The sequence below is a fragment of the Streptococcus infantis genome (genome assembly GCF_047465185.1).
GTDB classification, from domain to species: domain Bacteria; phylum Bacillota; class Bacilli; order Lactobacillales; family Streptococcaceae; genus Streptococcus; species Streptococcus infantis_O.
Genome location: NZ_JASHAJ010000002.1, coordinates 20,206 through 45,272 on the forward strand (window position 1 = coordinate 20,206; position 25,067 = coordinate 45,272).

Sequence of the window (25,067 nt, forward strand, 5' to 3'; positions counted from 1 at the left end):
TTATCGAGCTCCTTGCCTGCCTCACGGGACAGGTTTAAAGGAATATTTTATTGTCCTTACTATATCACAAAGCCCAGTTCAAAGCAAGTAAAAACATTCAATGTTTGACCTTATAATGAACTAAAATCATACAATTGTGGATAGTGTTCGCATTCTGGATTTTTCGGATGACAGATAGCACGACCAAAGTAAATCATGGCTTGATGCGCCGCCAACCACTTTTCTGGTGGTAAGACATCCATGACACGTTTTTCAACTTCTAATGGTGTAGCTGATTTTTTAACAATATCATGGTGTTTGCAAATGCGCTCCACATGGGTATCTACCGCAAAAGCTGGAATTCCAAAGCCCACACTCATGACTACATTAGCTGTTTTACGCCCTACTCCCGCCAAGCTTTCTAATTCTTCTCTAGTCTGAGGAACTTGACCGTCAAAATCTTCTAATAACTGTTGGGCACATTTCTTAAGGAACTTGGCTTTGTTTCTATAAAGGCCTAGACGAGAAATATGTTTAGCAATCTCATTCTCACTTGCGTAAGCCATGGCTTGCGGTGTAGGGAAGGCTTCAAAAAGAGCTGGGGTTGCTTTATTTACTGCTGCATCCGTCGTCTGAGCAGACAACATCACTGCAACTAAAAGTTCAAAATGATTGCGAAAATCTAGACTAGGTTTTGCATCTGGAAAAAGAGCTATAATTTCCTCAATGACATGACGGGCACGTTTCTTGGATAAAACCATCTATTCATCTCCATCAAAAAGCCCTTGTAAACCTGCAAAAGGACTACTTTCTTCTTTCTTGACTGCTTGTTGAGCTTGGTACTCTTCCTCAGTCATGATTTGCCAGTCATTTCCAGAAACAAATCCCTGACCAGCTTCTTCTTCTGCTGTTAATACCTTGATTGGAATGTTTAGCAAGATATTGTCCGAAACGCTCTCAGCAAGGTCAATTTCACCATTTTCGATGGGTAAAACCAAGTCATCATCTAGAACTTCTTGGTCTAGTTGATTGGTTGCTCCCTCCATGAAGACTTCTGTCACTGGATAAGACTCTGCTAGCTCAACAGGTTCCATACTACGACTAGAAGCAAGTACGATGGTATAAGACAGTTGGTAATCTAAGAAAAACATACGGTCTTCATACTGAACCTTCCCAACTGCGACAATATCTTTTACGTCTAAAATTTCTTGGTTACGCTCACGTAAGTCGGCTGCTAAGTCTAAGGCTACTTCAAAATGCATGCCTTCAGGCTGCTTACGAACTTCTTGAATATTTAATTTCATACTTCCTCCATAAAGATTTACTCACTTGATTATACCATGAAAGGAGGTCAAGTAAAGCCTCTAAACTTTTAAAACATCATTCTGTGTTTTTTGATATATTTATTATGACAAATTTATTTTTTGTGCTATACTATAGGCATCAATACATGAGTAAAGGAGGACGCTCATATGGAAGACAAAGCTCTTTTAACAGAAGCCTATCAACTCGTTTCAAAATTAAACCAAACAATACAAAGCTGTAAACAGGGATTACCTGATGATCTACGCTTACAGCAAAATATAGACGAAATTCTCAGAGCACTTAAAAAAGCTGAGAAAGTAGACAATGCCGTCTTAATTGAACTGGAAACTTTTTACCAACGGACTAGCCTTTTGATTGGACTTGGTAGTCTAAAACTAAACGACCAGGCTCGCACTGCTTGGCGAAACTATGATAAGTTCCACTACGATCACGTTAAACATACGTTGACACTCTATGGACCTGTTTTTGGTCTTTAAAAATAGAGGATTTTCTGGCTTAATCTTGACAAATTTTCACAAAAAGAGTATGATGATTGCAACAATATTCGGAGGTAAGGGAGACATGAACAACTAAGTCTATCAAATAAAGAACCTTTATTTAGTAGATCTTGTTTCTGTCTCTTTTTTGTGTGCTCTTTTTCTGCTGGATTTTCAGCCCTTTTAAAAGAGTTTTTTTGACATAGACGATTAGCTCTACTAGGTAAAGTAGAGCTTTTTGTTATGCAATATGAACATTCTAGGAAGGGCAATAATATGATAAAAATCAATCATCTGACCATTACACAAAACAAAGATTTAAGAGACCTTGTTTCCGATTTAAACATTACCATCCAAGACGGAGAAAAGATCGCTATTATAGGCGAAGAAGGAAATGGAAAATCAACCTTACTTCGAACTTTAATGGGAGAAAAATTAGCTGATTTCTCTATCAGGGGAGAAATCCAGTGTGACCTTCAGTCCCTGGCCTACATTCCCCAACATCTTCCTGAAGAACTGAAGAAAAAATCTCTACAGGACTACTTCTTTTTAGAGTCTACAGATTTGGACTACAGTATCCTCTATTGCTTGTCTGATGAATTACACTTTGACAGCAGTCGTTTTGCAAGCGATCAAGAAATTGGTAGTCTCTCGGGTGGTGAAGCTTTGAAAATTCAGCTCATCCATGAATTTGCCAAACCCTTTGAGATTTTATTTTTAGATGAACCTTCAAATGACCTGGATATAGAGACGGTTGATTGGCTAAAAAAACAGATACATAAAACCAGACAAACCGTTATTTTCATTTCTCATGATGAAGATTTTCTCTCTCAAACTGCAGACACCATTATCCACTTGCGAGTGGTCAAGCACCGGAAAGAAGCGGAAACGCTAATAGAGCATTTAGACTACGATAGCTATAGTGACCAGAGAAAGGCTAATTTTGTCAGACAAAGCCAGCAAGCTGCCAACGACCAGAGAGCCTATGACAAAACCATGGAAAAACATCGCCGAGTTAAGCAAAATGTAGAAACTGCACTTCGAGCTACCAAAGACAGTACTGCTGGTCGCCTATTAGCTAAAAAGATGAAAAATGTTATTTCACAAGAAAAACGCTACGAAAAAGCAGCTCAGTCCATGACCCAAAAGCCACTTGAAGAGGAACAAATCCAACTTTTCTTTTCAGATATAGAGCCATTAGCGGCTTCAAAAGTCTTAGTTCGACTAGAAAATGAGACTTTATCCATTGGTGAGCGTGTTCTGTCTCAAGGGCTACAATTAACTGTCCGTGGTCAAGATAAAATCGGCATTATCGGTCCCAATGGCGTTGGCAAATCCACTCTGTTAGCCAAGTTTCAACAACTGCTCAGCGGCAAAAGAGAGATTTCGCTTTGTTTTATGCCACAAGATTACCAAGAAACACTGCAATTGGATCTATCCCCAGTAGAATTTCTCAGCCAAACTGGACACAAAGAGGAAATACAGAAAATCCAATCTCACCTAGCCAGTCTCAATTTCAACTATCCAGAGATGCACCACCAAATCCGCTCGCTATCTGGCGGGCAACAAGGTAAACTCCTTCTTTTGAATTTAGTTCTGCGAAAACCAAACTTTCTCCTTCTGGATGAACCCACACGAAACTTTTCTCCAACTTCTCAACCAGAAATCAGAAAACTTTTTGCCAATTATCCTGGTGGTCTTGTCACTGTTTCGCATGATCGACGTTTCTTAAAAGAAGTCTGTACGAGTATCTATAGTCTGACAGAGCATGGTTTAGAAGTAGTGGATTTACAAGATCTTTAACTTTTGGAATTAAAACATCCAGAGGAAAACCTCTGGATGTTTTTTACATATTTTTCAAACGTTCAATCCGCTCTGAAATGGGCGGATGAGTATAAAATAGTTTTTTCAAGAAACCTCGTTTTTGAGGATCATTGATATAAAGCGCACTACTAGCATCATCCACATGATGAGTCATTGGTTGACTATTTTCTAGTTTAAGGAGGGCATTGATCATTCCCTGAGGATTACGTGTTAATTCCACACTTGAAGCATCCGCTAAAAATTCTCGTTGGCGTGAAATAGCTAACTGCACCAAAGTTGCTGCAAGAGGTGCCAGAACTATGGCTAAGAGAGAAATGACTAACATAATCACTTCAAGCCCTCCACTGTCACGGTCACTATTTCTTCTACTACGTGATGCCCCACCCCACCACATCATACGACCAGCCATACTCGATAAAAGGGTAATAGCACTGGCAAGAGCAACAGCAATCGTAGAGATTCGAATATCCAAGTTGCGTATATGACTAACTTCATGCCCAATTACAGCTTCTAACTCCTCACGATTCATGATCTCTAGAAGTCCTGATGTCGCTGCAACAGCAGCATTTTGAGGATTCGAACCCGTAGCAAAAGCATTTAAGCCAGCATCATCAATGACATAAACTCGTGGCATAGGAATTTGCGCCACCATAGCCATATCCTCAACAACATGATAGAGAACAGGTTCTTCATTCCTATCAACTTCACGCGCACCATTCATACTCATGACAATCTCTGTAGATTGAAAAATCATGGTCAAGGCATAGATGAAACCGATAATCATGGCTACGGTCACGCCCCAGATACCTGAGTTCATGAAAAGATATCCAACCGCATATCCGACTATGGCTAACAAAAGAAAGAAAACAATTAATAAAACCCAAGTTTTACGTTTATTACTAGCGATTTGTTTGTACAGCATCTTAGTCACCTAAACCACTAAAATCAACTCTAGGAACAGCCTTTTCTTCTTCTGGAGTCTGAAGGAAATCCGCTGCCTTGAAGCCAAAGATAGCCGCAACTAGATTACTTGGGAAAGTTTCTAATTTAACATTGTAATTGCTAACGACACTGTTATAAAGTTGGCGAGAATATGATATTTTGTTTTCTGTGTTAGTCAGTTCTTCTTGTAAGTGAGCAAAGTTGCCACTAGCCTTCAAGTCAGGATAGTTCTCTGCAACCGCAAAGATACCAGATATCTGACGAGTCAGTGCATCACTAGCTTTCATGGCTTCTGCAGGTGTAGTTGCTGCAGCTACTTGTCTACGGAGTTCAGTCACCTTTTCAAGAGTAGAACTTTCGTATTTAGCATAACCTTTTACTGTTTCAATTAAGTTTGGTAAGAGATCATTTCGACGCTTCAACTGAACATCGATCTGACTCCAAGCTTCCTTTGTTTGCATACGCCCTCTGACTAGGCTGTTATAACTAACAATCACAAAGAGAACAATAAGAGTAGAAATTCCAAGAATAATCCAAGGCATAGTAGGATTCCTTTCTCATTTAAGATTAGTACCAGTATATCAAATTTCCATGTTTTTGTGGTAAAATAAGATGATATACAAGAAGGATATAACTATGAAACCAGAAACTTTTTACTCATTACTTGACCAACAGAATATTAATCTTACTGACCAGCAAAAAGCACAATTTGAGCGCTATTTCGAACTCTTAGTCGAGTGGAACCAAAAAATCAACCTGACTGCTATTACTGAAAAGGAAGAAGTTTATCTTAAACACTTTTATGATTCCATCGCTCCTATCCTACAAGGGTTGATTGCAAACCAAGAAATTAAGTTACTTGATATTGGCGCTGGTGCAGGATTCCCAAGTCTCCCTATGAAGATTCTCTACCCTCAGCTAGATGTGACTATCATTGATTCTCTGAACAAGCGCATTAACTTTCTTCAGCTTTTAGCTGAGGAGCTTGATTTAGAAGGGGTTCATTTCTACCATGGACGCGCCGAAGACTTTGCCCAAGACAAGAACTTCCGTGCCCAATTCGACATTGTGACAGCTCGTGCAGTTGCTCGCATGCAAGTTCTCTCAGAGTTAACCATTCCCTACCTTAAAGTTGGTGGAAAACTTTTGGCACTTAAGGCCAGTAATGCTCCTGAGGAATTGACAGAAGCCAAAAATGCTCTCAACCTTCTCTTTAGTAAGGTTGAAGATAACATCAGCTACACACTTCCTAATGGAGACCCTCGCTACATCACCATTGTAGAAAAGAAAAAAGAAACTCCAAACAAATATCCACGTAAGGCTGGTATGCCCAACAAACGACCACTTTAGGATATTTTAAATAGATACTCACAAGATTATAAATCGCGTCTTTATTTCTTATCTCTGGAAAAGGGAGAGGGACAGAAATCGATTATCATTTGGAATGACGATTTCGTCGTCTCTCCCCCGCAAAGTTGAGTAGGTCCATCAAAGCTAGAATCAAAGCGTAAGATGGGCCACTCAACCACTGCGTCTATCATTCAACTCTATCCTGATACAAAATATATTCCATAGTGACTCAGACCTCGCTTTTTATTTCTTGGCTCGGGAAAAAACGATTTACAAAATCTTGCCTCGCTTTCTCATTTCAAGGCTCAGGAAAAATTCGTTTACAAAACGAATTTTTTCTGCTATACTATCCTAAGCAAAGGTTTTTAATGTCATCCCGTGAGGTGACGAAGACGCAGAAATATATGAAATTCTTTAAGAATGAGATAATTCTCTTTTTGAAGAAGTCTTACTCTGAGAGCCTATTGCTGTAAAATAATGGGCTCTTTTTTGATGCCCAAAAAGTGAGGTATTTATGAAACAAGAATCAACTGTTGATTTGTTACTCGACGTTGACCAACGTCCTTCTTTTGGTAAGGGAATCCTACTCAGTTTCCAGCACGTGTTTGCCATGTTTGGTGCAACCATCTTGGTACCATTGATTTTGGGAATGCCTGTATCTGTTGCCCTCTTCGCTTCAGGGGTTGGTACCCTCATCTATATGTTTGCAACAGGTTTTAGAGTTCCTGTTTATCTTGGTTCTTCTTTCGCCTTTATTACAGCCATGTCACTTGCCATGAAAGAAATGGGGGGTGATGTATCTGCTGCTCAGACAGGGGTTATCCTAACTGGTTTTGTTTATGTCCTTGTTGCTGCAAGTGTTCGCTTCGCAGGTACAAAATGGATTGATAAACTCTTGCCTCCAATCATTATTGGTCCTATGATTATCGTTATCGGTCTTGGGCTTGCTGGTTCTGCCGTAACCAATGCTGGTCTTGTAGCTGACGGCAACTGGAAAAATGCTCTTGTAGCTGTGGTTACCTTCCTCATCGCTGCCTTTATCAATACAAAAGGAAAAGGTTTCCTTCGTATCATTCCTTTCCTCTTTGCAATTATTGGTGGATATCTCTTCGCGCTAGCACTTGGCTTAGTTGACTTCACTCCTGTTCTTCAAGCTAACTGGTTTGAAATTCCTGGTTTCTACCTACCATTTAATACAGGTGGTGCCTTCAAACAATACGACCTTTACTTTGGTCCGGAAACAATCGCAATCTTACCAATCGCTATCGTAACCATTTCTGAACATATCGGTGACCACACCGTTCTAAGTCAAATCTGTGGACGCCAATTCTTGAAAGATCCAGGTCTTCACCGCACTCTTCTCGGTGATGGTATCGCAACTTCTGTTTCTGCCTTCCTTGGTGGACCAGCAAATACAACTTACGGTGAAAATACAGGGGTTATCGGTATGACTCGCATCGCTTCTGTATCTGTTATTCGTAACGCTGCTTTTATCGCTATCGCCCTTAGCTTCCTTGGCAAATTCACTGCCTTGATTTCTACAATTCCAAACGCCGTACTTGGTGGTATGTCTATCTTACTTTACGGGGTTATCGCAAGCAACGGTTTGAAAGTCTTGATCAAGGAACGTGTAGACTTTGGTCAAATGCGTAACCTTATCATTGCAAGTGCCATGTTGGTACTTGGACTTGGTGGAGCAATCCTTAAACTCGGTCCAGTTACTCTTTCAGGTACTGCCCTATCAGCAATGACAGGTATCCTTTTGAACTTGATCTTGCCATACGAAAATAAAGAATAAATTTCATTCATAAAAAAATCCACTCGAGTGAGTGGATTTTTTGTTTAAGTTCCCCAAGCAATCAAGAGGTACAAGAGACTTGAACCAAACATATCTGCAAGAGCATGCATAAGAAAGAATGGCAGTAAATTCTTAACTACATACTTGTACAAGAAATAATAGAATAGTCCATATACAAGCCCAATAACTAAGGCCCAGAGTAATCCTTGGTAGGTATGAAAAGAAATCCTGATAATTACGGAGTAAACTAGTACTAACCACTTATGTTTTTCTTTGACTGAAGTCAGTAAGCCCAAGAAGAAAAATTCTTCGTAAAAACCATTTAATAAAGCATAACCAATGGCCATTGGTGTTAAGGCCATGAATTTTCTAATAATCTCCATGGGATCTATAAAAGGAATCAACTGAGGATTAAAATAATTGTACTCACCGCTAAGGGTTGTTACAATATCTCCAATTATTCCAACAACTGCAAAGATAAGGGGAACCCAGATGAAAACTGACCAGGAAAAGCGAATTGGAAGCTGCTTAAAATCATAGTTTCGAATCAGGAGGTAGAGCAAGGTAATTCCTAGCATAATCAACTGGAAAGTAAAATTACCCGAATAGGCCGCCCCATCACTTGCTACATTTGTTGTAGTTTCCGCAACACTAGCAAGAGTTGAAGGTGATAGACTCTCCATAAATTGTTGAGTAGAACGGATGATAAACTCTCCAAACATTAAAACAGTGACGATTAAGATATCAAACCATTTTAAGTATCTTAAAGGTTTAGCAGGATGAATACTTTGTATAAAATTCATATTTCCTCCGTTTAGCTTATTTTTGTAACTTTATTATAAACTTTCAATCTTAAAATTATATAAATTAATGCAGAACATAAAAAAACAACCTCTTTATAAGGTTGTTCTGTCTTTAAATAGACTTTTGTTTCTTTTCTAGCATTAAATCCTTTAAAGAAATAATGGTCACGGCCAGTAAAATCATTGCCATACCAAGAAAATCTACAGGATAAAAAATATCTCCCATAATCATGAAGGCAAAAAACACCGCAGAGATTGGCTCAATCGAGGCCAGAAGACTAGATTTGACTGGTCCAACCATACTAGCTCCCTTGAGAAAAGCTGTGTAGGCAAAAACCGTTCCAATAAGAATAATTCCAGCAAAGGCTAGAAAAATATCAAATGACATAGGAATTCTAGCGCCGATAATTCCAGTAAATGGAACTGCCACAAAACCAGAAATGGTCATTCCAACACCAATAACCAAAATGCTCCCCCACTTTTGAATCAGTTTAATGGGTAAAATGATATACAAAGCATAGGTTAAGGCAGAGAACAAGCCCCAAAATAGACCTGCCGGTGTCATAGAGAGCTGATCCAACTGTCCATGAGTTGCAATGAGAAAGGTCCCTCCTATAGCCAAAATCATAGAAATAATTTCAGCTATAGTAGGTGCTACCTTATCCTTTATACAAGTATAAGCTAGAATACCCACAGGACAGACATACTGAAGCACCGTCGCTGTACCAGCATTTGTCTCCTGAATAGCTGATAAATAGGCCAATTGATTTAAAAAGAGACCAAATAAAGAAAATAGCAAGAGAGAAAAGAGACTTGATTTATCCTTTAAAAAAGCTAGAAATTGTTCCTTAGACTTTATATGGGATAATAGAACCAAGAGGAGACCTGCGACAATCAAACGAATATTGGTTAGGACTAGAGCTGAAATCCCATGAGCCATCAGGTACTGACCACTGGTTCCAGATAGTCCCCAGGCAATACCTGCAATCACTGTAAAAAGAGTTCCTTTAAAGGCTTTTGACATACTTCCTCCCTAGTCTGCTTCACGAATCAGGTCCATGACCTGATTACGGTCTAGTATCCACTGGCTACGCTCATCCTTTTCGTAGGTTCTATTGGACAAGAAAATAGCAGCTTCCTGCTTCTTACGATTCCACATGATAAAAGTTCCAGTATAGCCTGTGTGATCCAGCCAATCACCTTCTATATTCCAAGCCAATGAACGTTCCTTATCATCCAAGTCTGAATAATTTTGACTTAAGTCTTCAGCAAAGGAATCCTGTAAATAATGCTCTAGGAAGATTTTTAAATCATGAACAGTTGAAAATAAACCTGCACTCCCTGCATGTTTCCCAAGCAAACGTGCCTTTGGATCATGCACCACTCCTGCTTTCTGATTACGAACAGTCGGAACGGCACTGCTAACAGGACCAAACCTCGTTTCCTTCATCTTCCATGGATCCAAAACTTGCTCTTGCAAAATCTGATCCAAGTCCTTATCAAAATATCTTTCCAAGAGAAAACCTAGCAAGAGAAAGTGAACATCTGAGTATAGAAAAGCCCTCTTCTCTCGTCGACTAAGATGAAACATAGCTTCTCTTAGCTGGCCTGCTGAGAGTTGATCTCTATTAGGTATATAAGGATCCAAATCAGTTGCATGCGTTAGCAATTGACGAATGGTGATATCTGGATAATCCGCCTCTGGAAGATAGGTCTTTATGGATTGATCGACCTCAATCTTGCCTTGCTTCCACAAGAAGGTTAAGACAGTTCCAACTCCGACGACTTTGCTCACACTTGCCAAATCATAGACTAAACCTTGACAAGTCTGCTCTCCAATTTCTGGATCTGCTTCTCCGAGGTAGCAATCAGACCATTCACCATCCCGATAATACGCAAAAGAGGCACCAGGATAAATCCCTGCCTCAATTTGTTGCTTTATTTTTTGGATAACTAATTCTCTCATACTTCTTCAAACCACAATTCGATATTGTTGGTATCCTTGGTTAGGAAAAACTTCTCTGACTTAGGAATAAAGTAACCTGCAGTTTCAAAACGTTGACGGAGACTAGCCAATTCAAGTTCTTTTACTTGGAATTTCAACATAGACAAATCCCAAGTAACATTATTTTCAACGAGCAAATCACTACCTTGAGCTTGTTTAAAAGCTAGGCTAGTTTCGATTTCCTCTTTTTCAAGCAGGCTCGTCGTTTCATCAGGCAAGTTAATCTCTACTGAAATATCAAATGCTGTCAAATACTGCATATTCTCATCTTTTGAGAAAGTAACAGTTTCATCAAACTTTCTCAAATCTTTGATGTCATCTTCCGCATGGATTAGGACAAGGTCCCCTTCCGGAGAAAGAGCTTCAAAAGCAAATCCCTTATTTCCTTTATAGAGTTGAGGAAGTTTTTCCATTCTAGCTAGTAAGGCTTCAATCTCGGATGGATTCGCTACTTTTACAATCAATCTAGCTAATTTTTTGATCCCTTCAACCTTACGGCTTCTCATACTTGGTGATTCTTCTAAAACCAATTTTTCAATGCCTGACTGGTCTCCTAGCGATAAGAAAGCCGACTCTTCAAGCAAGGGTTTCATACCCAAGGTTTGGATATAAAACAATTCATTTAATCTTCTATTATTTATCTTTAGCGTCGGGATCATACGCACAATTTGATTTACATTCATAAATTCCTCCAACACTTTTTATTTTAAAGGATTTTATTTCATTTTACAAGTTATTCAACTAAAAACTTTAACTATATTAACCCCTTGAGTAGTTAACCCCCTTCGCATATCCGAAGGGGGTCTTGTTTTATTTTAGTAAAATTATTTGTTAGTTCTTCCAAGAAAGTTCTGCTTGAAGACCATAGTGATCACTGACCTGTGGACTTTGTTTTCCATCAAAGACAACTTGTAATGTTTCTACCTGTATATCCTTTGTCGTAAAGACATAATCAATTCGAAGTGGTTCTGTATTTCCCTTCCAACCATCAATTTCAGGCGGAACAGTGTAACTACCACTTCTTTCTTTTGCAACTTCAAATGCATCTTGTAAGTTTAGTGGACTAGCTAAAATAGCTTGGTAACCCTCTTGGCCTGCAGGATTATTAAAATCACCTGCTAGCAAGAGTGGCTTCTTTAATTCTTTCAGAACTGCTTCAAAGCGCGCCCATTCCTCTTGGAAGCCTTTATCCCACCAAGAGAGATGGACACTCGCAACTGCAAGTTCTTTACCTTCAACTACTGTCTCTGCTAGAGCAACTCGACGAGTGTGGTAATCTGTCGGATCATCTACATCTGAAACCAAAATTTCACGCGCTTCAATTGGTGTTTTAGATAGGATTGCAACACCTTCATGGTAACGATCATAACCAATATGGTTGTAGGCCCAAGTCCAATAATAGTTTTGACCTTGCTCAGCTAAGTGTTCTACCAAGAGACGAACATAGTGGTCTTGATGAATCGGCTCAGCAGATGGTAATGGCTGATAAAGTGCACCAGCTTCTACTTGCGCTGAAGTAATTTCCTGGTTAATTTCCTGAAAACAAATCAAATCATAACTGTTTTCAAGTATATCTTGAAGTAAAAGTTGAAACTTTTGTTCAGGATCTTTTTCCATCCAACTATGAGTATTGAGTGTTAAAAACTTCATGCTTTTCTCCTATTAAACAAGAGGTTGGAAATAGCTTCCAACCTCCTAAATATTACAATTCTACTTTTGCAACTGCTGTTTTAGCTGCAAGAGAACCTGTTTGTTCTAATTTAACTGATTTGATCGCGTCACCATTTGTGAAGACAACTACAGTTGTAGTTTCACGACCAGCTTCACGGATAGCACCCAAGTCAGCTTTGACCAAGAGATCACCAGCAGCGACTGTTTGACCTTCTGAAACCATTACTTCAAATGGTTTTCCTTCAAGACTTACAGTATCAAGACCAATGTGAACAAGAACTTCAAGACCTGCTTCAGTTACAAGACCAAGAGCATGTTTAGTTGGGAAGACGCTTGATACAGTACCAGAAACTGGAGATACAATGTTTCCATTTGCTGGTTCTACTGCAAATCCATCACCCATCATTTTTTGTGAGAAGACTGGATCTTTAACTTGTTCCAATTCAATAACTTGACCGTCAGCAACTGAGTAAACTTCTTCAGTCACACCTTTGTAGACAACAGCGTCTTTTTGAGAAGCTGCCATTTGACTTGGAAGAGTTTCAGGAATCACTTCACCTGAGTCAAGAATATCTTGGATATCTGATTTCAAAACGTCAGCTTTAGGTCCGTAGATAGCTTGGACACCTTGTCCTTTCATGACAAGTCCCATAGCTCCTTCAGCTTTCCATTGTTCTTCTGTTCCAACTTTTTCAGCATCTTGTACAGTAACGCGAAGACGAGTCATACATGCGTCGACATCAACGATGTTGGCACGTCCACCGAGAAGGTTGATGATGTTAACTGCTTGAGAAGCTTCTGCAACTTTAGTTTCACCAGCAGCTGAAGATTCAGATGTACCATCTGCATTTTCGTAGTTACCGTTACGTCCTGGAGTTGCATAGTTGAATTTCTTAATCATGAAGTTAGCGATGAAGTACATGATAAATCCAAAGAGTACTGTAACCCAGATAAAGTTAATGATATCCATACCAAGACCAGCGTTGATAGCTAGCGGAGTACGAGTCAAGAATTCGATTGAACCGAATGAGTGAACACGAAGGTTCACAATATCAGCCATTGCAAAGGCAGCACCTTGAACAAGAGCGTAAACAAGGTAAAGAGGTGTTGCGATGAACATGAACATGTACTCAATTGGTTCAGTTACCCCTGTCAAGAATGTTGCAAGAGCAGTTGCGATCATCATACCTTTGTATTGGTGTTTCTTATCTGGATCAACGTTACGGTAAATCGCAACAATGATACCCATCAAGATACCGAATGAACCGATCATTTGTCCAACTTTGAAACGAGCTGGATGTACTGTATCTAACAAGTGTTGGTATTGAGCCACGTCAGTACCTTTAAGGTTGACAAGGTCTGTTACCCATGCAAGCCAAAGTGGATCTTGACCAAATACTTGAGTTCCTTTTGCTGCACCAGTTAAGACATCATAAGTACCACCAAGAGCTGTGTAGTTCATTGGGATAGTCAACATGTGGTGAAGTCCAAATGGCAAGAGCAAACGTTCCAAAGTACCATACAAGAACGGTGCTAGAACTGGAGCTGTTTCTTGTGAGTTAGCAATCCAAATACCAAAGTTGTTGATACCTGTTTGTACAACTGGCCAGAAAGCTGAAAGAAGAATTGCAGCGATTGCTGAGCGAAGAATAACTACAAATGGTACAAAACGTTTCCCGTTAAAGAATGAAAGGGCATCAGGAAGTTTACGGAAATTATAGTATTTGTTAAAGGCAGTTGCCCCTACAAAACCTGAGATAATCCCTACAAATACCCCCATGTTAAGGGCTGGTGCCTCAAGTACACTAATGAAGTAATCAGCAACCTTGATAGATCCACCAAAGATTGATGAAACCATAGCGTTAGGATCTTTCAACATATCCCCTGATACACCGAAGATTGTACCAGTGATACGGTTAATAAGGATAAATGCAAGACCTGCCGCAAAAGCACCACCAGCACGTTCTTTAGCCCAGCTTCCTCCAATAGCGAGGGCAAACAAAATATGAAGGTTACCGATAACTCCCCAACCAATTTGCTCTAGTACGCCACCAGTAATAACTAGGGGAGCAAGGTTTGGGTCAATCATTGCAAGTGACTTACCGATTGAGATCATCAATCCAGCCGCTGGCATAACAGCGATAACCACCATTAGAGCCTTACCGAATTTCTGCCAAAATTCGAAAGACAAGACATTTTTGAATGTATCTTTCATCATTCAAATCTCCTTTTATATTTATTAGGCAAACGTTTTACGAAAACGTTTGCACTTGTTTGTGACTTAATTATACCACTTTTTATTTTTTTGTAAAGGCTTTTTTTAAAATTTTTTTCTGTCCAATCATTTCAATATCTCTCACTTATTTGCTGACTTTGAGTTTGCGAGTCTTTTCTGATATAATATTAGCTATGAAATCCTATAATACCTTGAATGATTATTATCGAAATTTATTTGGAGAAAAGACTTTTAAAGTTCCGATTGATGCTGGATTTGATTGTCCCAACCGTGATGGTACAGTAGCTCATGGAGGCTGTACTTTTTGTACGGTTTCTGGTTCTGGTGATGCAATCGTTGCTCCTGATGCTCCTATTCGAGAGCAATTCTATAAAGAGATTGACTTTATGCACCGTAAATGGCCAGATGTCCAAAAATATCTGGTATATTTTCAGAATTTCACCAACACCCATGAAAAATTGGAAGTGATTCGCGAGCGTTATGAGCAAGCTATCAATGAACCAGGTGTGGTTGGAATCAATATCGGGACTCGACCAGATTGCCTTCCTGATGAAACGATTGAATACTTGGCAGAGTTATCAGAGCGAATGCATGTTACTGTAGAGTTAGGCTTACAAACTACCTATGAGGAAACTTCTGAATTGATTAACCGTGCCCACTCCTATGAACTCTACGTGGAGACTGTCAAGCGCTTGAGAAAATATCCAAAGATTGAGATTGTTGCCCATTTAATCAATGGTTTGCCAGGTGAAACCCATGAGATGATGGTTGAGAATGTTCGACGTTGTGTGACAGATAATGATATTCAAGGGATTAAGCTTCACCTACTTCACCTCATGACCAACACTCGAATGCAACGGGATTATCATGAAGGGCGATTGCAACTGATGAGTCAAGATGCATATGTCAAAGTCATCTGCGACCAGCTAGAAATTATTCCCAAACATATCGTCATCCATCGAATTACGGGTGATGCGCCTAGAGATATGTTGATTGGTCCTATGTGGAGTCTCAACAAATGGGAAGTTTTAAATAGCATTGAAGCCGAAATGAGACGTCGAGGAAGTGTACAAGGTTGCAAGGCTGTAAAACAGGAGTTTATGAATGAAAAGACCACTTGAAATAGCGCATGATTTTCTTGCCCAAGTCATCACAAAAGATGATGTTGTTGTAGATGCGACCATGGGAAATGGCCACGATACACTTTTTCTTGCCAAGTTGGCTAAACAAGTCTATGCTTTTGACATCCAAGAACAAGCTCTGGAAAAAACAAGTCAACGTATCCAAGAAGCAGGTTTGACCAATGTAGACTTAATCCTGCAGGGCCACGAAACTGTGGATCAATATGTGACAGAAGTCAAGGCGGCTATCTTCAATCTAGGTTATCTTCCTTCAGCTGATAAAAGCATTATTACCCAGCCACAAACAACCATTGAAGCACTGGATAAGCTTTGCCAAATGCTGGTTAAGGGCGGACGTATAGCCATTATGATTTACTACGGGCATGAAGGCGGAGATATCGAACGGGATTCAGTCATGGATTTTGTCAGTCAGTTGCCACAACAAGAATACACTGCTACGATCTATCGTACCCTCAACCAAATCAACAATCCACCATTTTTAGTTATGATTGAAAAATTAGAAAGGTATCGCCATGGATAAACAATACCTACGAGATAAAATAGAAGGACTTCGCCACAAATTCGTTGAATCAACCCAACATGAACGTGCAGTTGGTATGTTAGATGAAGCCCATATGAGCAAGAAGATGTTAAAAATCAAGAAAAAAATGATAACACTTGAAATGGAGCGTTGTCAAAAGAAAATTGAGCACAAGGATTGCTCGAAGATTGATCAAAAAATCCAAGAACAAAAGGAACTTTTTGAAGCTTGTCGCAAACAAAAATAAGGAGGTAGAAGATGAATTTACTTTTTTATCTCTTAGTATTTTTGCTAGTTCTTATTGTTTCTAGCACGACCAATAAACTTCTGCCCTTTTTACCCATGCCCCTGATTCAAATATTGTTAGGGATTGGAATTGGGCTTTGCTTACCCAACAACCAATATCACTTAGATACGGAGTTGTTTCTAGCTTTAGTCATTGGTCCACTACTCTTTCGTGAAGCTCAAGAAGCAGATGTAACCTCTATCTTAAAGCACTGGAGAATCGTTCTCTACTTGATTTTCCCAGTTATCTTTATATCAGCTCTGAGCATGGGGGGACTCGCTCATGTCCTTTGGGCTAGCCTACCATTAGCCGCCTGTGTAGCAGTTGGTGCTGCCTTAGGGCCTACAGACCTAGTTGCCTTCGCTTCCCTTTCTCAACGTTTTTCCTTTCCAAAACGGGTTTCTAATATCTTAAAGGGGGAAGGTCTTCTTAATGATGCTTCTGGTCTAGTAGCCTTTCGTGTGGCTCTCATCGCTTGGACAACAGGAACCTTTTCAATCGCTCAAGCCGGAACTTCATTAGCTATTTCCATTGTTGGAGGTTTTGCAGTCGGCCTTATAACAGCCCTAATCAATCGCTTCCTCCATACCTTTTTACTTAGTGTCCGCGCAACAGATATCGCAAGTGAGCTCTTGCTAGAACTCAGTTTGCCCCTCTTGACATTTTTCATCGCTGAAGGAATTCATGTTTCTGGAATTATCGCAGTCGTTGTTGCTGGTATTTTAAAAGCGAGTCGTTTTAAAAAGATAAATCTTCTCGAAGCCCAGGTGGATACTGTTACCGAGACCGTTTGGCACACTGTAACCTTCATGCTCAATGGTTCTGTCTTTGTCATTCTTGGGATGGAACTGGAAATGATTGCTGAACCAATTCTTAAGAGTGCATTTTACAACAAAGTGCTTCTCTTACTCAGCGTTTTCCTCTTGACCTTCCTACTCTTTGCCATTCGCTTTGTGATGATTTACGGCTTTTACGCTTTTCGGATTAAGAAACTTCATAAAAGCTTAGACAAGTATGTCAAAGATATGCTTCTCCTTACCTTTTCTGGCGTCAAGGGAACTGTATCCATTGCCACTATCCTTTTGATACCGTCTAATCTGGAACAGGAATATCCTCTTCTTCTCTTCCTCGTAGCTGGTGTAACACTTATAAGTTTCCTTACAGGATTACTGGTACTTCCACACCTTTCCGAAGAACAAGAACCATCTAAGGATCAGCTCATGCACATCGCTATCTTAAATGATGTCGCCATGGAGTTAGAGAAGGATTTGGACAATACCAAAAACAAGGTTCCCCTCTATGCGGCGATCGATAATTATCATGGACGGATTGAAAACCTCATCCTCAGCCAGGAAAATAAGGAAATTCAGGAAGACTGGGAAGCTCTGAAACTATTGATTCTCAGTATCGAGAGCGATGGTTTGGAGCAGGCCTACGAAGAAGGCAAAATCGGCGAAAGAGGATATCGTGTCTACCAACGTTATCTGAAAAGCATGGAGAAAAATATTAAACGAAACTTCGCTTCTCGACTAACCTACTACTTCCTTGTTTCTATTCGGATTGTACGTTTTCTCCTACACGAGTTGCTCACATTTGGCAAAACCCTCCGTTCCTTGAAGAACAAAGAAACCCAAAGACTTCTTGCCATTGATTATGACCAGATTGCAGAACTCTACCTAGCTAATACTGAAATTATCATCGAGAGTTTAGAAAACCTCAAAGGGATTTATAAGAGTTCTCTGATCAGCTTCATGCAGGAATCTCGTCTCCGTGAAACCAGTCATATTACGAGTGGCGCCTTTGTGGAACGGGTTATCAATCGTATCAAACCCAATAACATCGATGAAATGCTTAGAGGTTACTACCTTGAACGTAAGTGTATCTTTGAATACGAAGCTCAAAAACTCATCTCAGCTCAGTATGCCAAAAAGCTACGCCAAAATGTCAATAATTTAGAAACCTATTCCTTAAAAGAATCTGCTAATACCTTACCTTACGATATGATGGAATTAGTTCGAAGAAATTAAAGTCTATACAAAACAAGAAAAACTGGAGGTTTGTGAAATGAAAAAGTTGTGGAAACAGCTGAACGATAGACCATTATTAAAAGCTTTTTTGCACTACTATCAAGCCTCCGATAGTGAGTTAACTAGCGTTGCTGTTGCCTACTATTGGTTGATTTCTATCTTCCCCTTACTCATGATAGTGGTCAATATCTTACCCTACTTTCAAATTCCCATCTCAAACTTTCTATTAACAATCAAGGAATTTTTACCAGATACAATCTATGAAGTTGTTGCAAAAATTGCCAGAGAAGTTCTGACTCAGCCATCAACTGGCTTACTGAGTTTTGCTATCTTATCAGCCCTCTGGACCTTTTCAAAATCCATGGATTTTCTTCAAAAAGCCTTTAATAAGGCTTATGGAGTTGCAAAAAACAGAGGAATCATCTCACACCAACTGATGAGCCTCTTGGTTAGCTTTGGCCTTCAAATTCTCTTTGCCCTTGCCTTATTCCTAAGTATGTTTGGCCATATGTTATTGGATTTGCTTAAAAACTACTGGAAATCCGAGAGTGCTCTGTTTTCTTATCTACAAGATTTTACAGGTCCGCTGATTTATGCCTTTCTTTTTGCTACCGTGATTATGCTCTATTATTTCCTACCAAATGTTAAAGTAAGTCGGATTCGATACGTCATACCTGGAAGTCTCTTTGTACTAGTTACCACTATTGCATTATTAAACATCTTTGCAGCTTATTTCAACAATTATGTCAATTATCTCGTTGACGTCAGATTTTTCAGTTCGATCGTCGTTGTTGTTATGATGTTCTGGTTCATTATCATTGCCAAGATATTGATCATCGGTGCCGTCATCAATGCTAGTGTTCAAAGCTTGAAGGATCCAGGCTTTAAAGCAAGTCAATAAGATTTCACCGATTTTACAAATCAATCCCCCAGTCATTTAATACTGGGGGATTTTTGAATTTCCTACTTTATTGTTCACTCGTTAGGGCTTGCAATTCTGTTTTTAGATACTGAGCCAAGTGTTGGTGGGCAAAAATATTGGCATTCTTTTCTGCGGTAGGATTGTAGTTGGTGTTGGTATTTACATCATAGACATAAATGTCTCCACTCTCTGATTGAACCCATTCAATCGCCGCAACTTCAATCTGAGCATTTTTCAAGAAATTCTCATAAGCTTCTCTTCGGTCATCTGGTAGAGGTTCTGTAATCTGGAATTTTTCAGACGTTTCTAGTTGCTCTGGTCTCTTGCCGATTTGGCAACCATCTGCTGGACACAGTTGGAAACCATCTGAAGAATCGATCGAAACAGTATAGAGGAATTTTTGATCGATAAACTCTGAACGACGGATACGTCCATCACTTGGTTTAATGTAGGCTTGTAATAAGGTAATCCCGTCAACCGATGGTTCAAAGAGGGGACTATTGACGTAAGCTGCCAGTTCCTCTTCATTTTGGAAGAGTTGAACCCCTAATCCCTTACCTGCTCGATTGTGCTTGGTAATCAAAGGATAAATGTTTAATTTTCTTGCTGCTTCAATAATGTTCTCTTGACCCAAAACCGCAACTGTTGCAGGAGTCTCGATACCAGATTCGTTTAACTTCAAATATTGTTTGATTTTACTAATTTCAAGGTTGATAGCACCGGTACCATTCACAACTTTGCGTCCGTGTGCTTCTAACCAAGTAATCACTTGCTCTGTAAATTCTGGCGCATAACGATGTCCTCTTGTGTGTGAAGAGGCAGACATACGATTGTAAAAGATACCTTGCGGCGGTGGGCTTTGCAAATCTAAAATCCCACTAGACAAATCCCATAGTTCATAAGGGACTTCTAATTCTTCCAACCATTTCACTAAATGTTGAGTCCATTCTAGATTCTCATGAATCACATAAACTTTTGCTTCACTCATTATTCATATCTCCTTAAGAAAAGCTGACTGATAATTGGCTTTCCTTTTCTTCTTCTAAAATGTATCCTTCTGTTTTTTCAATAACGCTGACTGTTAAGATTTGCCCCAAAACATTGATCATAGTACGGCCTGCATTGACAAAGAAATCAACTGCAAAAATCAAGGCCACTCCTTCAACTGGCAAGCCCAATTGAGGTGCTGCAGCTAATAGAACTACGATAGCTCCTGATGGCACAGTTGCTGCAGTTTTTCCAATCAAAGTCAACAATAAAACAGTAAACAAGAGACTTGATAAAGAAAATTGAATACCATAGGCGTGGGCGATAAAAATTGTCGCTACTGAGAAATAAACCGCTGCTCCTTCTAAGTTAAAAGTATATCCTAAAGGAACAACTAAATCAATTGTATGCTCGTCATGCCCCTGTTTTTTCAAATCTTTAAGAAGTGATGGCAAGACCACACTAGAACTTCCAGTAACAAAGGCCAGAGTTAAGAGACTCCAATTTTCACGAAAGGCTGATAAATACGGTACTTTGAAGAAGACGGCGATCAAAGGAAAAATAAGGAGAACCAAAACAGCATAAGCCAGATAAGTTCCAATTACAAACTGACCAAGCCCAATCAACTTGTCGACACCCGTAGTTGCAACATCTTTAGCGATAAATCCAAAAATACCAATCGGTGATAGTTTGATAATTACTGCAACAATCTTGTAAATGGCTTCAATCCAGATTTGGAAACCTTCGATAATCTTCTGAGATTTATCAGACTTAAGATTCCCAATTCCGTAACCAAGAAAGATTGCAAAAACGATAATTGGCAATAGAGCGCCATCTGAAAGAGATTTAACGATATTTGATGGAATGAAACCAAGCAAAAATTCGCTGAACTTGACATTGTTAGCAATCCCATCAAGGTTTCCACCAGTTTGACCGATATTCACTCCTTGACCAAATCCTAAATAGTAACTAGCAAATACAAACAAAAGAGTAATGGCAGTTGTTACAACAAAAAAGTAAACCAAGCTCTTGGTCAAGATTTTTCCGAAAGATTTTTTTCCGATAACTCCAGCTACTGCAACAACGATGGTTGGGAAGATTAGCGGAATGATAACCATATTGATCAATTTAATAAAGGCTTGACCTAAAAATTGATAAAAGCCTGCGAATTGTGGCCAGATAAGGGCAGCGATAACACCCAAGACCAAAGCCACCAATAATTGAATGCCTAGTGAGAGTTTTGACCATAAAGTAACTAATTTCATAAGAAACTCCTTTGTTTTATTTGCTACTCATTCTACTACTATTCTTCTTTCCTGACTAATATATATTTTTTATTGTCACCATAAAAAAGATTTATATTGAGAGCTCAAACCATTCCCTTTTTTGTACTCAACATACATTGAATTTTAATAAAGTATAAAAAATCAGTTTCTAAACAAAAATTTTTAGAAAAACACTGTTAAATCAAGGAATATGCTTTCCTTTTATTCAAATTTTATGATACAATATTGTTATGATTTTAATGAAACTCGCTTCCGTCTTGCTTTTGGTACTAACCTTGGCTTTGGCTATTATCTTTAGTAGATTTTTTAAGTTAAAGAAAAAGGGGATTAACTTTGCAGATTTGGCTTTTCCTTTTCTGATTTTTGAATACTATTTAATCAGTGCAAAGGTTTTTACCCATAATCAACTTCCCATTTTGGGGGCAGCCCTATCTTTGCTAGCCATTATTCTAGCTTTTTTCTTCCTGAGCAAAAAACGCAGCTTTTATTATCCAAAATTCCTTAAATTCTTTTGGAGAGCTGGATTTCTACTCACATTACTCATCTACATCATCATGATTGTTCAAATCTTTATGATGAAATAAAAATAAATCATGCCAGCACCTCACCAGTTGGCGACTAGTTTTTCCACATGAGGTGCTTTTCTAATGACATTTTAAAAAGAGATTATTAAAAAAATAGGAGATCAAACAAGTGAAAAAAAAACTCTTGGCAAGTGCCATCACGCTTTCATTTCTAGGATTTGCAACAAATTCAGTTTTTGCTGAAGAAAGTAAAGTACAAACTACTTCAGCAGAAACAACGCAACAGTCTACAACAGCTAACAAGGTTGAAACGAAGGAAGCAGTTCCTTCTACTGAAGCAAGTTCAAGCGTACCAACAACTTCTACAACAAATCCAAGTGAAACTCCAGCTAAGAAAGAGGAAGACAAGGCTCCAGAAGTCAAAAAAGAAGGTTGGGTATTAGAGGAAAACCACTGGCGTTTCTATGAAAACAATGCCCCTGTTCTTAACTGGAAAAAAATTCAAGGAAAATGGTACTACTTCGATAAGAACGGTATCATGCTCAGTGATACGATTTATGATGGATACATCCTGACTAGTAGCGGTGCTATGGTCGATAGTGGCTGGGCTAAAATTAAAGATAAATGGTATTATGCAAAGCTATCTGGTAAAATCTCTCAGCAAAAATGGGAAAAAGTTGGTGGTGTATGGTACTACTTTGACAAAGATGGAATCATGCTCAGCAACACCATTTTTGATGGTTATATCTTTACCAATAGTGGGGCTATGGCTGAGAGCGCTTGGGTCAAACAAGATGGTAAATGGTACTATGCCCAAACTTCTGGACAATTAAGTAAAAATAAGTGGGATAAAATTGGTGGTACTTGGTACTACTTTAATAAAGATGCCACTATGGCAAGTAATCAATGGCAAGGGAGCTACTACCTAAAAGCTAGCGGTGCCATGGCTGAGAAAGAATGGATTTTCGATAAAGGCTATAATAGTTGGTTCTACTTAAAATCAGGTGGTACTTATGCAGCGCGTGAATGGATTGGCTCATACTACCTCAAGTCAGGTGGGTACATGGCTAAGAGTGAATGGATTGACGACAGCTACTACAATGCCCGTTACTATCTAGATGAAAATGGTGTCTATGTCACAGGAACTCGTAAAATCGATGGAAAAGCACATCAGTTCCAAAGTAATGGGAAATGGATTGGTGAAGTTCCAGTAAGTCGTGGGTTTGAAAAAGGAAAATACACGAAGACTGTTTTCTTAGATCCAGGACACGGTGGTAAAGATCCTGGTGCTGTTTACTATAACACGAATGAAAAAGACCTCACTATGCAAGTTTACAAAAAACTACGCAAAGAGCTAGAAGGTCTTGGTTATACCGTTCTTTCTTCGAGAGATAGTGATGTCTATGTTGACTTTATTACTGAACGTTCAAAAATGGTCAATAATACTAACTCAGATATCTTCATAAGTATTCACTTCAATGCAAGTGGAGCTCCTGCTTCTAACCGTTCTGGAATTCAGACCTATTCTTACGAAGACGACCCGGGCTATCGCTCTAAGATTAATCCATACTGGCATAACCATCCTGATCGTATCAGTGAAAGTAATCGCCTGGCTGCTGATATCCACTATTCTCTTCTAGCTGAAACAGGTGCCAAGGATGCAGGTCTCCTCCAAAGTAGCTTTGCTGTCCTTCGAGAAACGGATAAACCAGCTGTTCTATTGGAACTTGGTTACATTGACAATTTCAACGAAAACCAACAAATTCGTAGCGATGCTTACCAAAATAGATTGGTGGCAGGTATTGTCAAAGGTATTCAAAAATATTACGCAGGCAAATAAAGAAAAAACCTCGAGAAATCTCGAGGCTTTTTTGTATTATGCTTCTTTCTTATTAGCGTCAGGAAAGAGAAATCCAATTCCCACACAAGCTAGCACACCAGCACCGATAACTAAACCACTTGAAAGTGGCAAGATATCAAGAATGGCATTGGCGATGATAAAGGCAATAATCAAGCTCATGAGACTGGCCTTATAATCTTTCTTGACTAGATTTTCAAGAGTGAAAAATAGAAATAGACCAACTGGAAAGAGTGCCCAGATGTTAACATCCAAACTCGGCCATCCAACAAAGCCAAAATACAAAACTGCTACTGCAACAACTAAAAATCCAATACCTAATACTTTTTTCATGATATAACCTCATTTTCTATTTTGTTAGGAAGCTTTATCTCCCTTTGACAATTACTACTATAACAAAAATAAAAATCGCAAACAATAGCTTTTGCCTATGTGGTAGATTTGGTAGACTAGGTGGTCAAAATCTTATCAAAAAAAGAAGTCCAAGAGGACTTCTTTCACACTGCCGATTGCAGGGATCGAACCTGTGACCTACGCGTTACGAGTGCGTTGCTCTACCAACTGAGCTAAATCGGCGATTACCCTTATAGTATAGCACTATAAGGAAGGATGTCAAGGAATTCTTAACCCATCTTTTTAATCAAAATCTGACAAGGATTTTGAGGCCCCCAAAGTTGTGGAAAAATCTCTAATTTTTTAAAGCCAAGACTGCGATAAAAGACATTTGTTCGGTCATAATCTTTATTAGAGCCTTCTGCTACTGTTTTCACTTGTAAATAATCAACGTTTTTGCGTGCTTCACTTTCAAAAGCAGCAAGCAATTGACTCCCAATTCCTCTACCTTGATAAGCTTTTTTTACACCGAGACAATCAATCTCTGCACAATCTTCACTAGAATAGGACAAGCTTACAAAGCCAGTCAAATCACTCTCCTGATAGGCAGCCCAGACTTGCAAGTCCTTGGCTCCTTCGATGTAGGCTTGCGTGCTTTCTGGTATTCCAAACCATTCTGGCAAATCCTTTAAAACCTCAGCGACAACTGCCATTTTTTGCTCTTCATCCTTAACTTCTTTAATAACAAGCATCATAAGTTCCTTTCTTGATT

At 39.2% G+C, this 25,067-nt stretch carries 25 protein-coding genes and 1 tRNA gene; 11 read left to right on the forward strand and 15 right to left on the reverse strand.

Going from position 1 to position 25,067, the window contains the following annotated elements; genetic code table 11:
- Nucleotides 1-110: 110 nt before the first annotated feature.
- Nucleotides 111-740: an endonuclease III gene (gene nth / locus QM382_RS03565; protein WP_414272471.1), complete on the reverse strand. Its 630-nt coding sequence runs from the start codon at nucleotides 738-740 to the stop codon at nucleotides 111-113.
- On the reverse strand, nucleotides 741-1,283 hold the full coding sequence (locus QM382_RS03570) for a YceD family protein (protein WP_414272472.1): 543 nt from the start codon (nucleotides 1,281-1,283) through the stop codon (nucleotides 741-743).
- A gap of 168 nt (nucleotides 1,284-1,451) precedes the next feature.
- Here QM382_RS03570 and QM382_RS03575 point away from each other — a divergent pair, with 168 nt between their 5' ends.
- Both QM382_RS03575 and QM382_RS03580 read left to right on the forward strand, forming a co-directional pair.
- On the forward strand, nucleotides 1,452-1,781 hold the full coding sequence (locus QM382_RS03575; protein ID WP_414262200.1) for a helicase BlpT: 330 nt from the start codon (nucleotides 1,452-1,454) through the stop codon (nucleotides 1,779-1,781).
- A gap of 243 nt (nucleotides 1,782-2,024) precedes the next feature.
- Nucleotides 2,025-3,584, forward strand: coding sequence for an ATP-binding cassette domain-containing protein (locus tag QM382_RS03580; protein WP_414272473.1), 1,560 nt, complete (start codon nucleotides 2,025-2,027; stop codon nucleotides 3,582-3,584).
- Nucleotides 3,585-3,627: 43 nt separating this feature from the next.
- On the opposite strand, the gene htpX is transcribed toward QM382_RS03580, so the two are convergent.
- Nucleotides 3,628-4,527, reverse strand: coding sequence for a zinc metalloprotease HtpX (htpX, locus tag QM382_RS03585; RefSeq protein ID WP_414272474.1), 900 nt, complete (start codon nucleotides 4,525-4,527; stop codon nucleotides 3,628-3,630).
- Between the two features lies 1 nt (nucleotide 4,528).
- On the reverse strand, nucleotides 4,529-5,089 hold the full coding sequence (locus tag QM382_RS03590) for a LemA family protein (RefSeq protein WP_414272475.1): 561 nt from the start codon (nucleotides 5,087-5,089) through the stop codon (nucleotides 4,529-4,531).
- A gap of 94 nt (nucleotides 5,090-5,183) precedes the next feature.
- On the opposite strand from QM382_RS03590, the gene rsmG reads away from it, so the two are divergent.
- Both rsmG and QM382_RS03600 read left to right on the forward strand, forming a co-directional pair.
- Complete coding sequence (rsmG, locus tag QM382_RS03595) at nucleotides 5,184-5,897, forward strand: 16S rRNA (guanine(527)-N(7))-methyltransferase RsmG (RefSeq protein WP_414272476.1); 714 nt, start codon at nucleotides 5,184-5,186, stop codon at nucleotides 5,895-5,897.
- A 514-nt stretch (nucleotides 5,898-6,411) separates the two neighbouring features.
- A complete protein-coding gene (locus QM382_RS03600; RefSeq protein WP_414272477.1) occupies nucleotides 6,412-7,695 on the forward strand; it encodes a uracil-xanthine permease family protein in 1,284 nt (427 codons plus the stop codon).
- Between the two features lie 44 nt (nucleotides 7,696-7,739).
- Here the strand turns inward: QM382_RS03600 and QM382_RS03605 are convergent, their stop codons facing one another.
- From QM382_RS03605 to QM382_RS03630, 6 genes are all read right to left on the reverse strand, one after another.
- The gene (locus QM382_RS03605; RefSeq protein WP_414253473.1) at nucleotides 7,740-8,498 is read right to left on the reverse strand and encodes a CPBP family intramembrane glutamic endopeptidase; all 759 of its coding nucleotides are present in this window, start codon (nucleotides 8,496-8,498) and stop codon (nucleotides 7,740-7,742) included.
- A 112-nt stretch (nucleotides 8,499-8,610) separates the two neighbouring features.
- Nucleotides 8,611-9,522, reverse strand: a complete 912-nt coding sequence (locus tag QM382_RS03610; protein WP_414272478.1) for a DMT family transporter — start codon at nucleotides 9,520-9,522, stop codon at nucleotides 8,611-8,613.
- A gap of 9 nt (nucleotides 9,523-9,531) precedes the next feature.
- Nucleotides 9,532-10,464 (reverse strand): serine hydrolase domain-containing protein, encoded by a 933-nt coding sequence (locus QM382_RS03615; protein WP_414272479.1) that lies wholly within the window; start codon nucleotides 10,462-10,464, stop codon nucleotides 9,532-9,534.
- On the reverse strand, nucleotides 10,461-11,186 hold the full coding sequence (locus QM382_RS03620; RefSeq protein WP_414272480.1) for a CppA N-terminal domain-containing protein: 726 nt from the start codon (nucleotides 11,184-11,186) through the stop codon (nucleotides 10,461-10,463). Before QM382_RS03620 ends, QM382_RS03615 begins: the two co-directional genes overlap by 4 nt.
- A 148-nt stretch (nucleotides 11,187-11,334) precedes the next feature.
- Nucleotides 11,335-12,153 (reverse strand): endonuclease/exonuclease/phosphatase family protein, encoded by an 819-nt coding sequence (locus tag QM382_RS03625; protein WP_414253470.1) that lies wholly within the window; start codon nucleotides 12,151-12,153, stop codon nucleotides 11,335-11,337.
- A gap of 52 nt (nucleotides 12,154-12,205) precedes the next feature.
- Entirely contained in the window at nucleotides 12,206-14,392 is a 2,187-nt protein-coding gene (locus QM382_RS03630; RefSeq protein WP_414272481.1) for a PTS transporter subunit IIBC, read from the reverse strand.
- A 191-nt stretch (nucleotides 14,393-14,583) separates the two neighbouring features.
- Between QM382_RS03630 and QM382_RS03635 the strand changes: the two genes are divergently transcribed.
- From QM382_RS03635 to QM382_RS03655, 5 genes are read left to right on the forward strand one after another with little or no spacing between them, the layout of a single operon-like run.
- The gene (locus QM382_RS03635) at nucleotides 14,584-15,531 is read left to right on the forward strand and encodes a TIGR01212 family radical SAM protein (RefSeq protein ID WP_414272482.1); all 948 of its coding nucleotides are present in this window, start codon (nucleotides 14,584-14,586) and stop codon (nucleotides 15,529-15,531) included.
- Entirely contained in the window at nucleotides 15,515-16,072 is a 558-nt protein-coding gene (locus QM382_RS03640; protein WP_414272483.1) for a class I SAM-dependent methyltransferase, read from the forward strand. Before QM382_RS03635 ends, QM382_RS03640 begins: the two co-directional genes overlap by 17 nt.
- Nucleotides 16,065-16,319, forward strand: coding sequence for a hypothetical protein (locus QM382_RS03645; protein WP_006150587.1), 255 nt, complete (start codon nucleotides 16,065-16,067; stop codon nucleotides 16,317-16,319). Before QM382_RS03640 ends, QM382_RS03645 begins: the two co-directional genes overlap by 8 nt.
- Before the next feature lie 11 nt (nucleotides 16,320-16,330).
- Nucleotides 16,331-18,385, forward strand: coding sequence for a cation:proton antiporter (locus QM382_RS03650; protein ID WP_414272484.1), 2,055 nt, complete (start codon nucleotides 16,331-16,333; stop codon nucleotides 18,383-18,385).
- A 37-nt stretch (nucleotides 18,386-18,422) separates the two neighbouring features.
- On the forward strand, nucleotides 18,423-19,286 hold the full coding sequence (locus QM382_RS03655) for a YihY/virulence factor BrkB family protein (RefSeq protein ID WP_414272485.1): 864 nt from the start codon (nucleotides 18,423-18,425) through the stop codon (nucleotides 19,284-19,286).
- A 67-nt stretch (nucleotides 19,287-19,353) separates the two neighbouring features.
- Here QM382_RS03655 and QM382_RS03660 read toward each other — a convergent pair whose 3' ends face one another.
- Nucleotides 19,354-20,295, reverse strand: a complete 942-nt coding sequence (locus tag QM382_RS03660; protein WP_414272486.1) for an ATP-grasp domain-containing protein — start codon at nucleotides 20,293-20,295, stop codon at nucleotides 19,354-19,356.
- Between the two features lie 13 nt (nucleotides 20,296-20,308).
- Nucleotides 20,309-21,559, reverse strand: a complete 1,251-nt coding sequence (locus tag QM382_RS03665) for a dicarboxylate/amino acid:cation symporter (RefSeq protein WP_414272487.1) — start codon at nucleotides 21,557-21,559, stop codon at nucleotides 20,309-20,311.
- Between the two features lie 245 nt (nucleotides 21,560-21,804).
- On the opposite strand from QM382_RS03665, the gene QM382_RS03670 reads away from it, so the two are divergent.
- On the forward strand, nucleotides 21,805-22,164 hold the full coding sequence (locus QM382_RS03670; protein WP_414266589.1) for a DUF3397 domain-containing protein: 360 nt from the start codon (nucleotides 21,805-21,807) through the stop codon (nucleotides 22,162-22,164).
- A gap of 109 nt (nucleotides 22,165-22,273) precedes the next feature.
- The gene (locus tag QM382_RS03675; RefSeq protein ID WP_414272488.1) at nucleotides 22,274-23,944 is read left to right on the forward strand and encodes an N-acetylmuramoyl-L-alanine amidase; all 1,671 of its coding nucleotides are present in this window, start codon (nucleotides 22,274-22,276) and stop codon (nucleotides 23,942-23,944) included.
- A gap of 36 nt (nucleotides 23,945-23,980) precedes the next feature.
- Here the strand turns inward: QM382_RS03675 and QM382_RS03680 are convergent, their stop codons facing one another.
- From QM382_RS03680 to QM382_RS03690, 3 genes are all read right to left on the reverse strand, one after another.
- On the reverse strand, nucleotides 23,981-24,295 hold the full coding sequence (locus QM382_RS03680; RefSeq protein ID WP_414272489.1) for a hypothetical protein: 315 nt from the start codon (nucleotides 24,293-24,295) through the stop codon (nucleotides 23,981-23,983).
- A gap of 170 nt (nucleotides 24,296-24,465) precedes the next feature.
- Nucleotides 24,466-24,538, reverse strand: a tRNA-Thr gene (locus QM382_RS03685).
- Nucleotides 24,539-24,585: 47 nt separating this feature from the next.
- Nucleotides 24,586-25,047: a GNAT family N-acetyltransferase gene (locus QM382_RS03690; RefSeq protein WP_414272744.1), complete on the reverse strand. Its 462-nt coding sequence runs from the start codon at nucleotides 25,045-25,047 to the stop codon at nucleotides 24,586-24,588.
- Nucleotides 25,048-25,067: the final 20 nt, after the last annotated feature.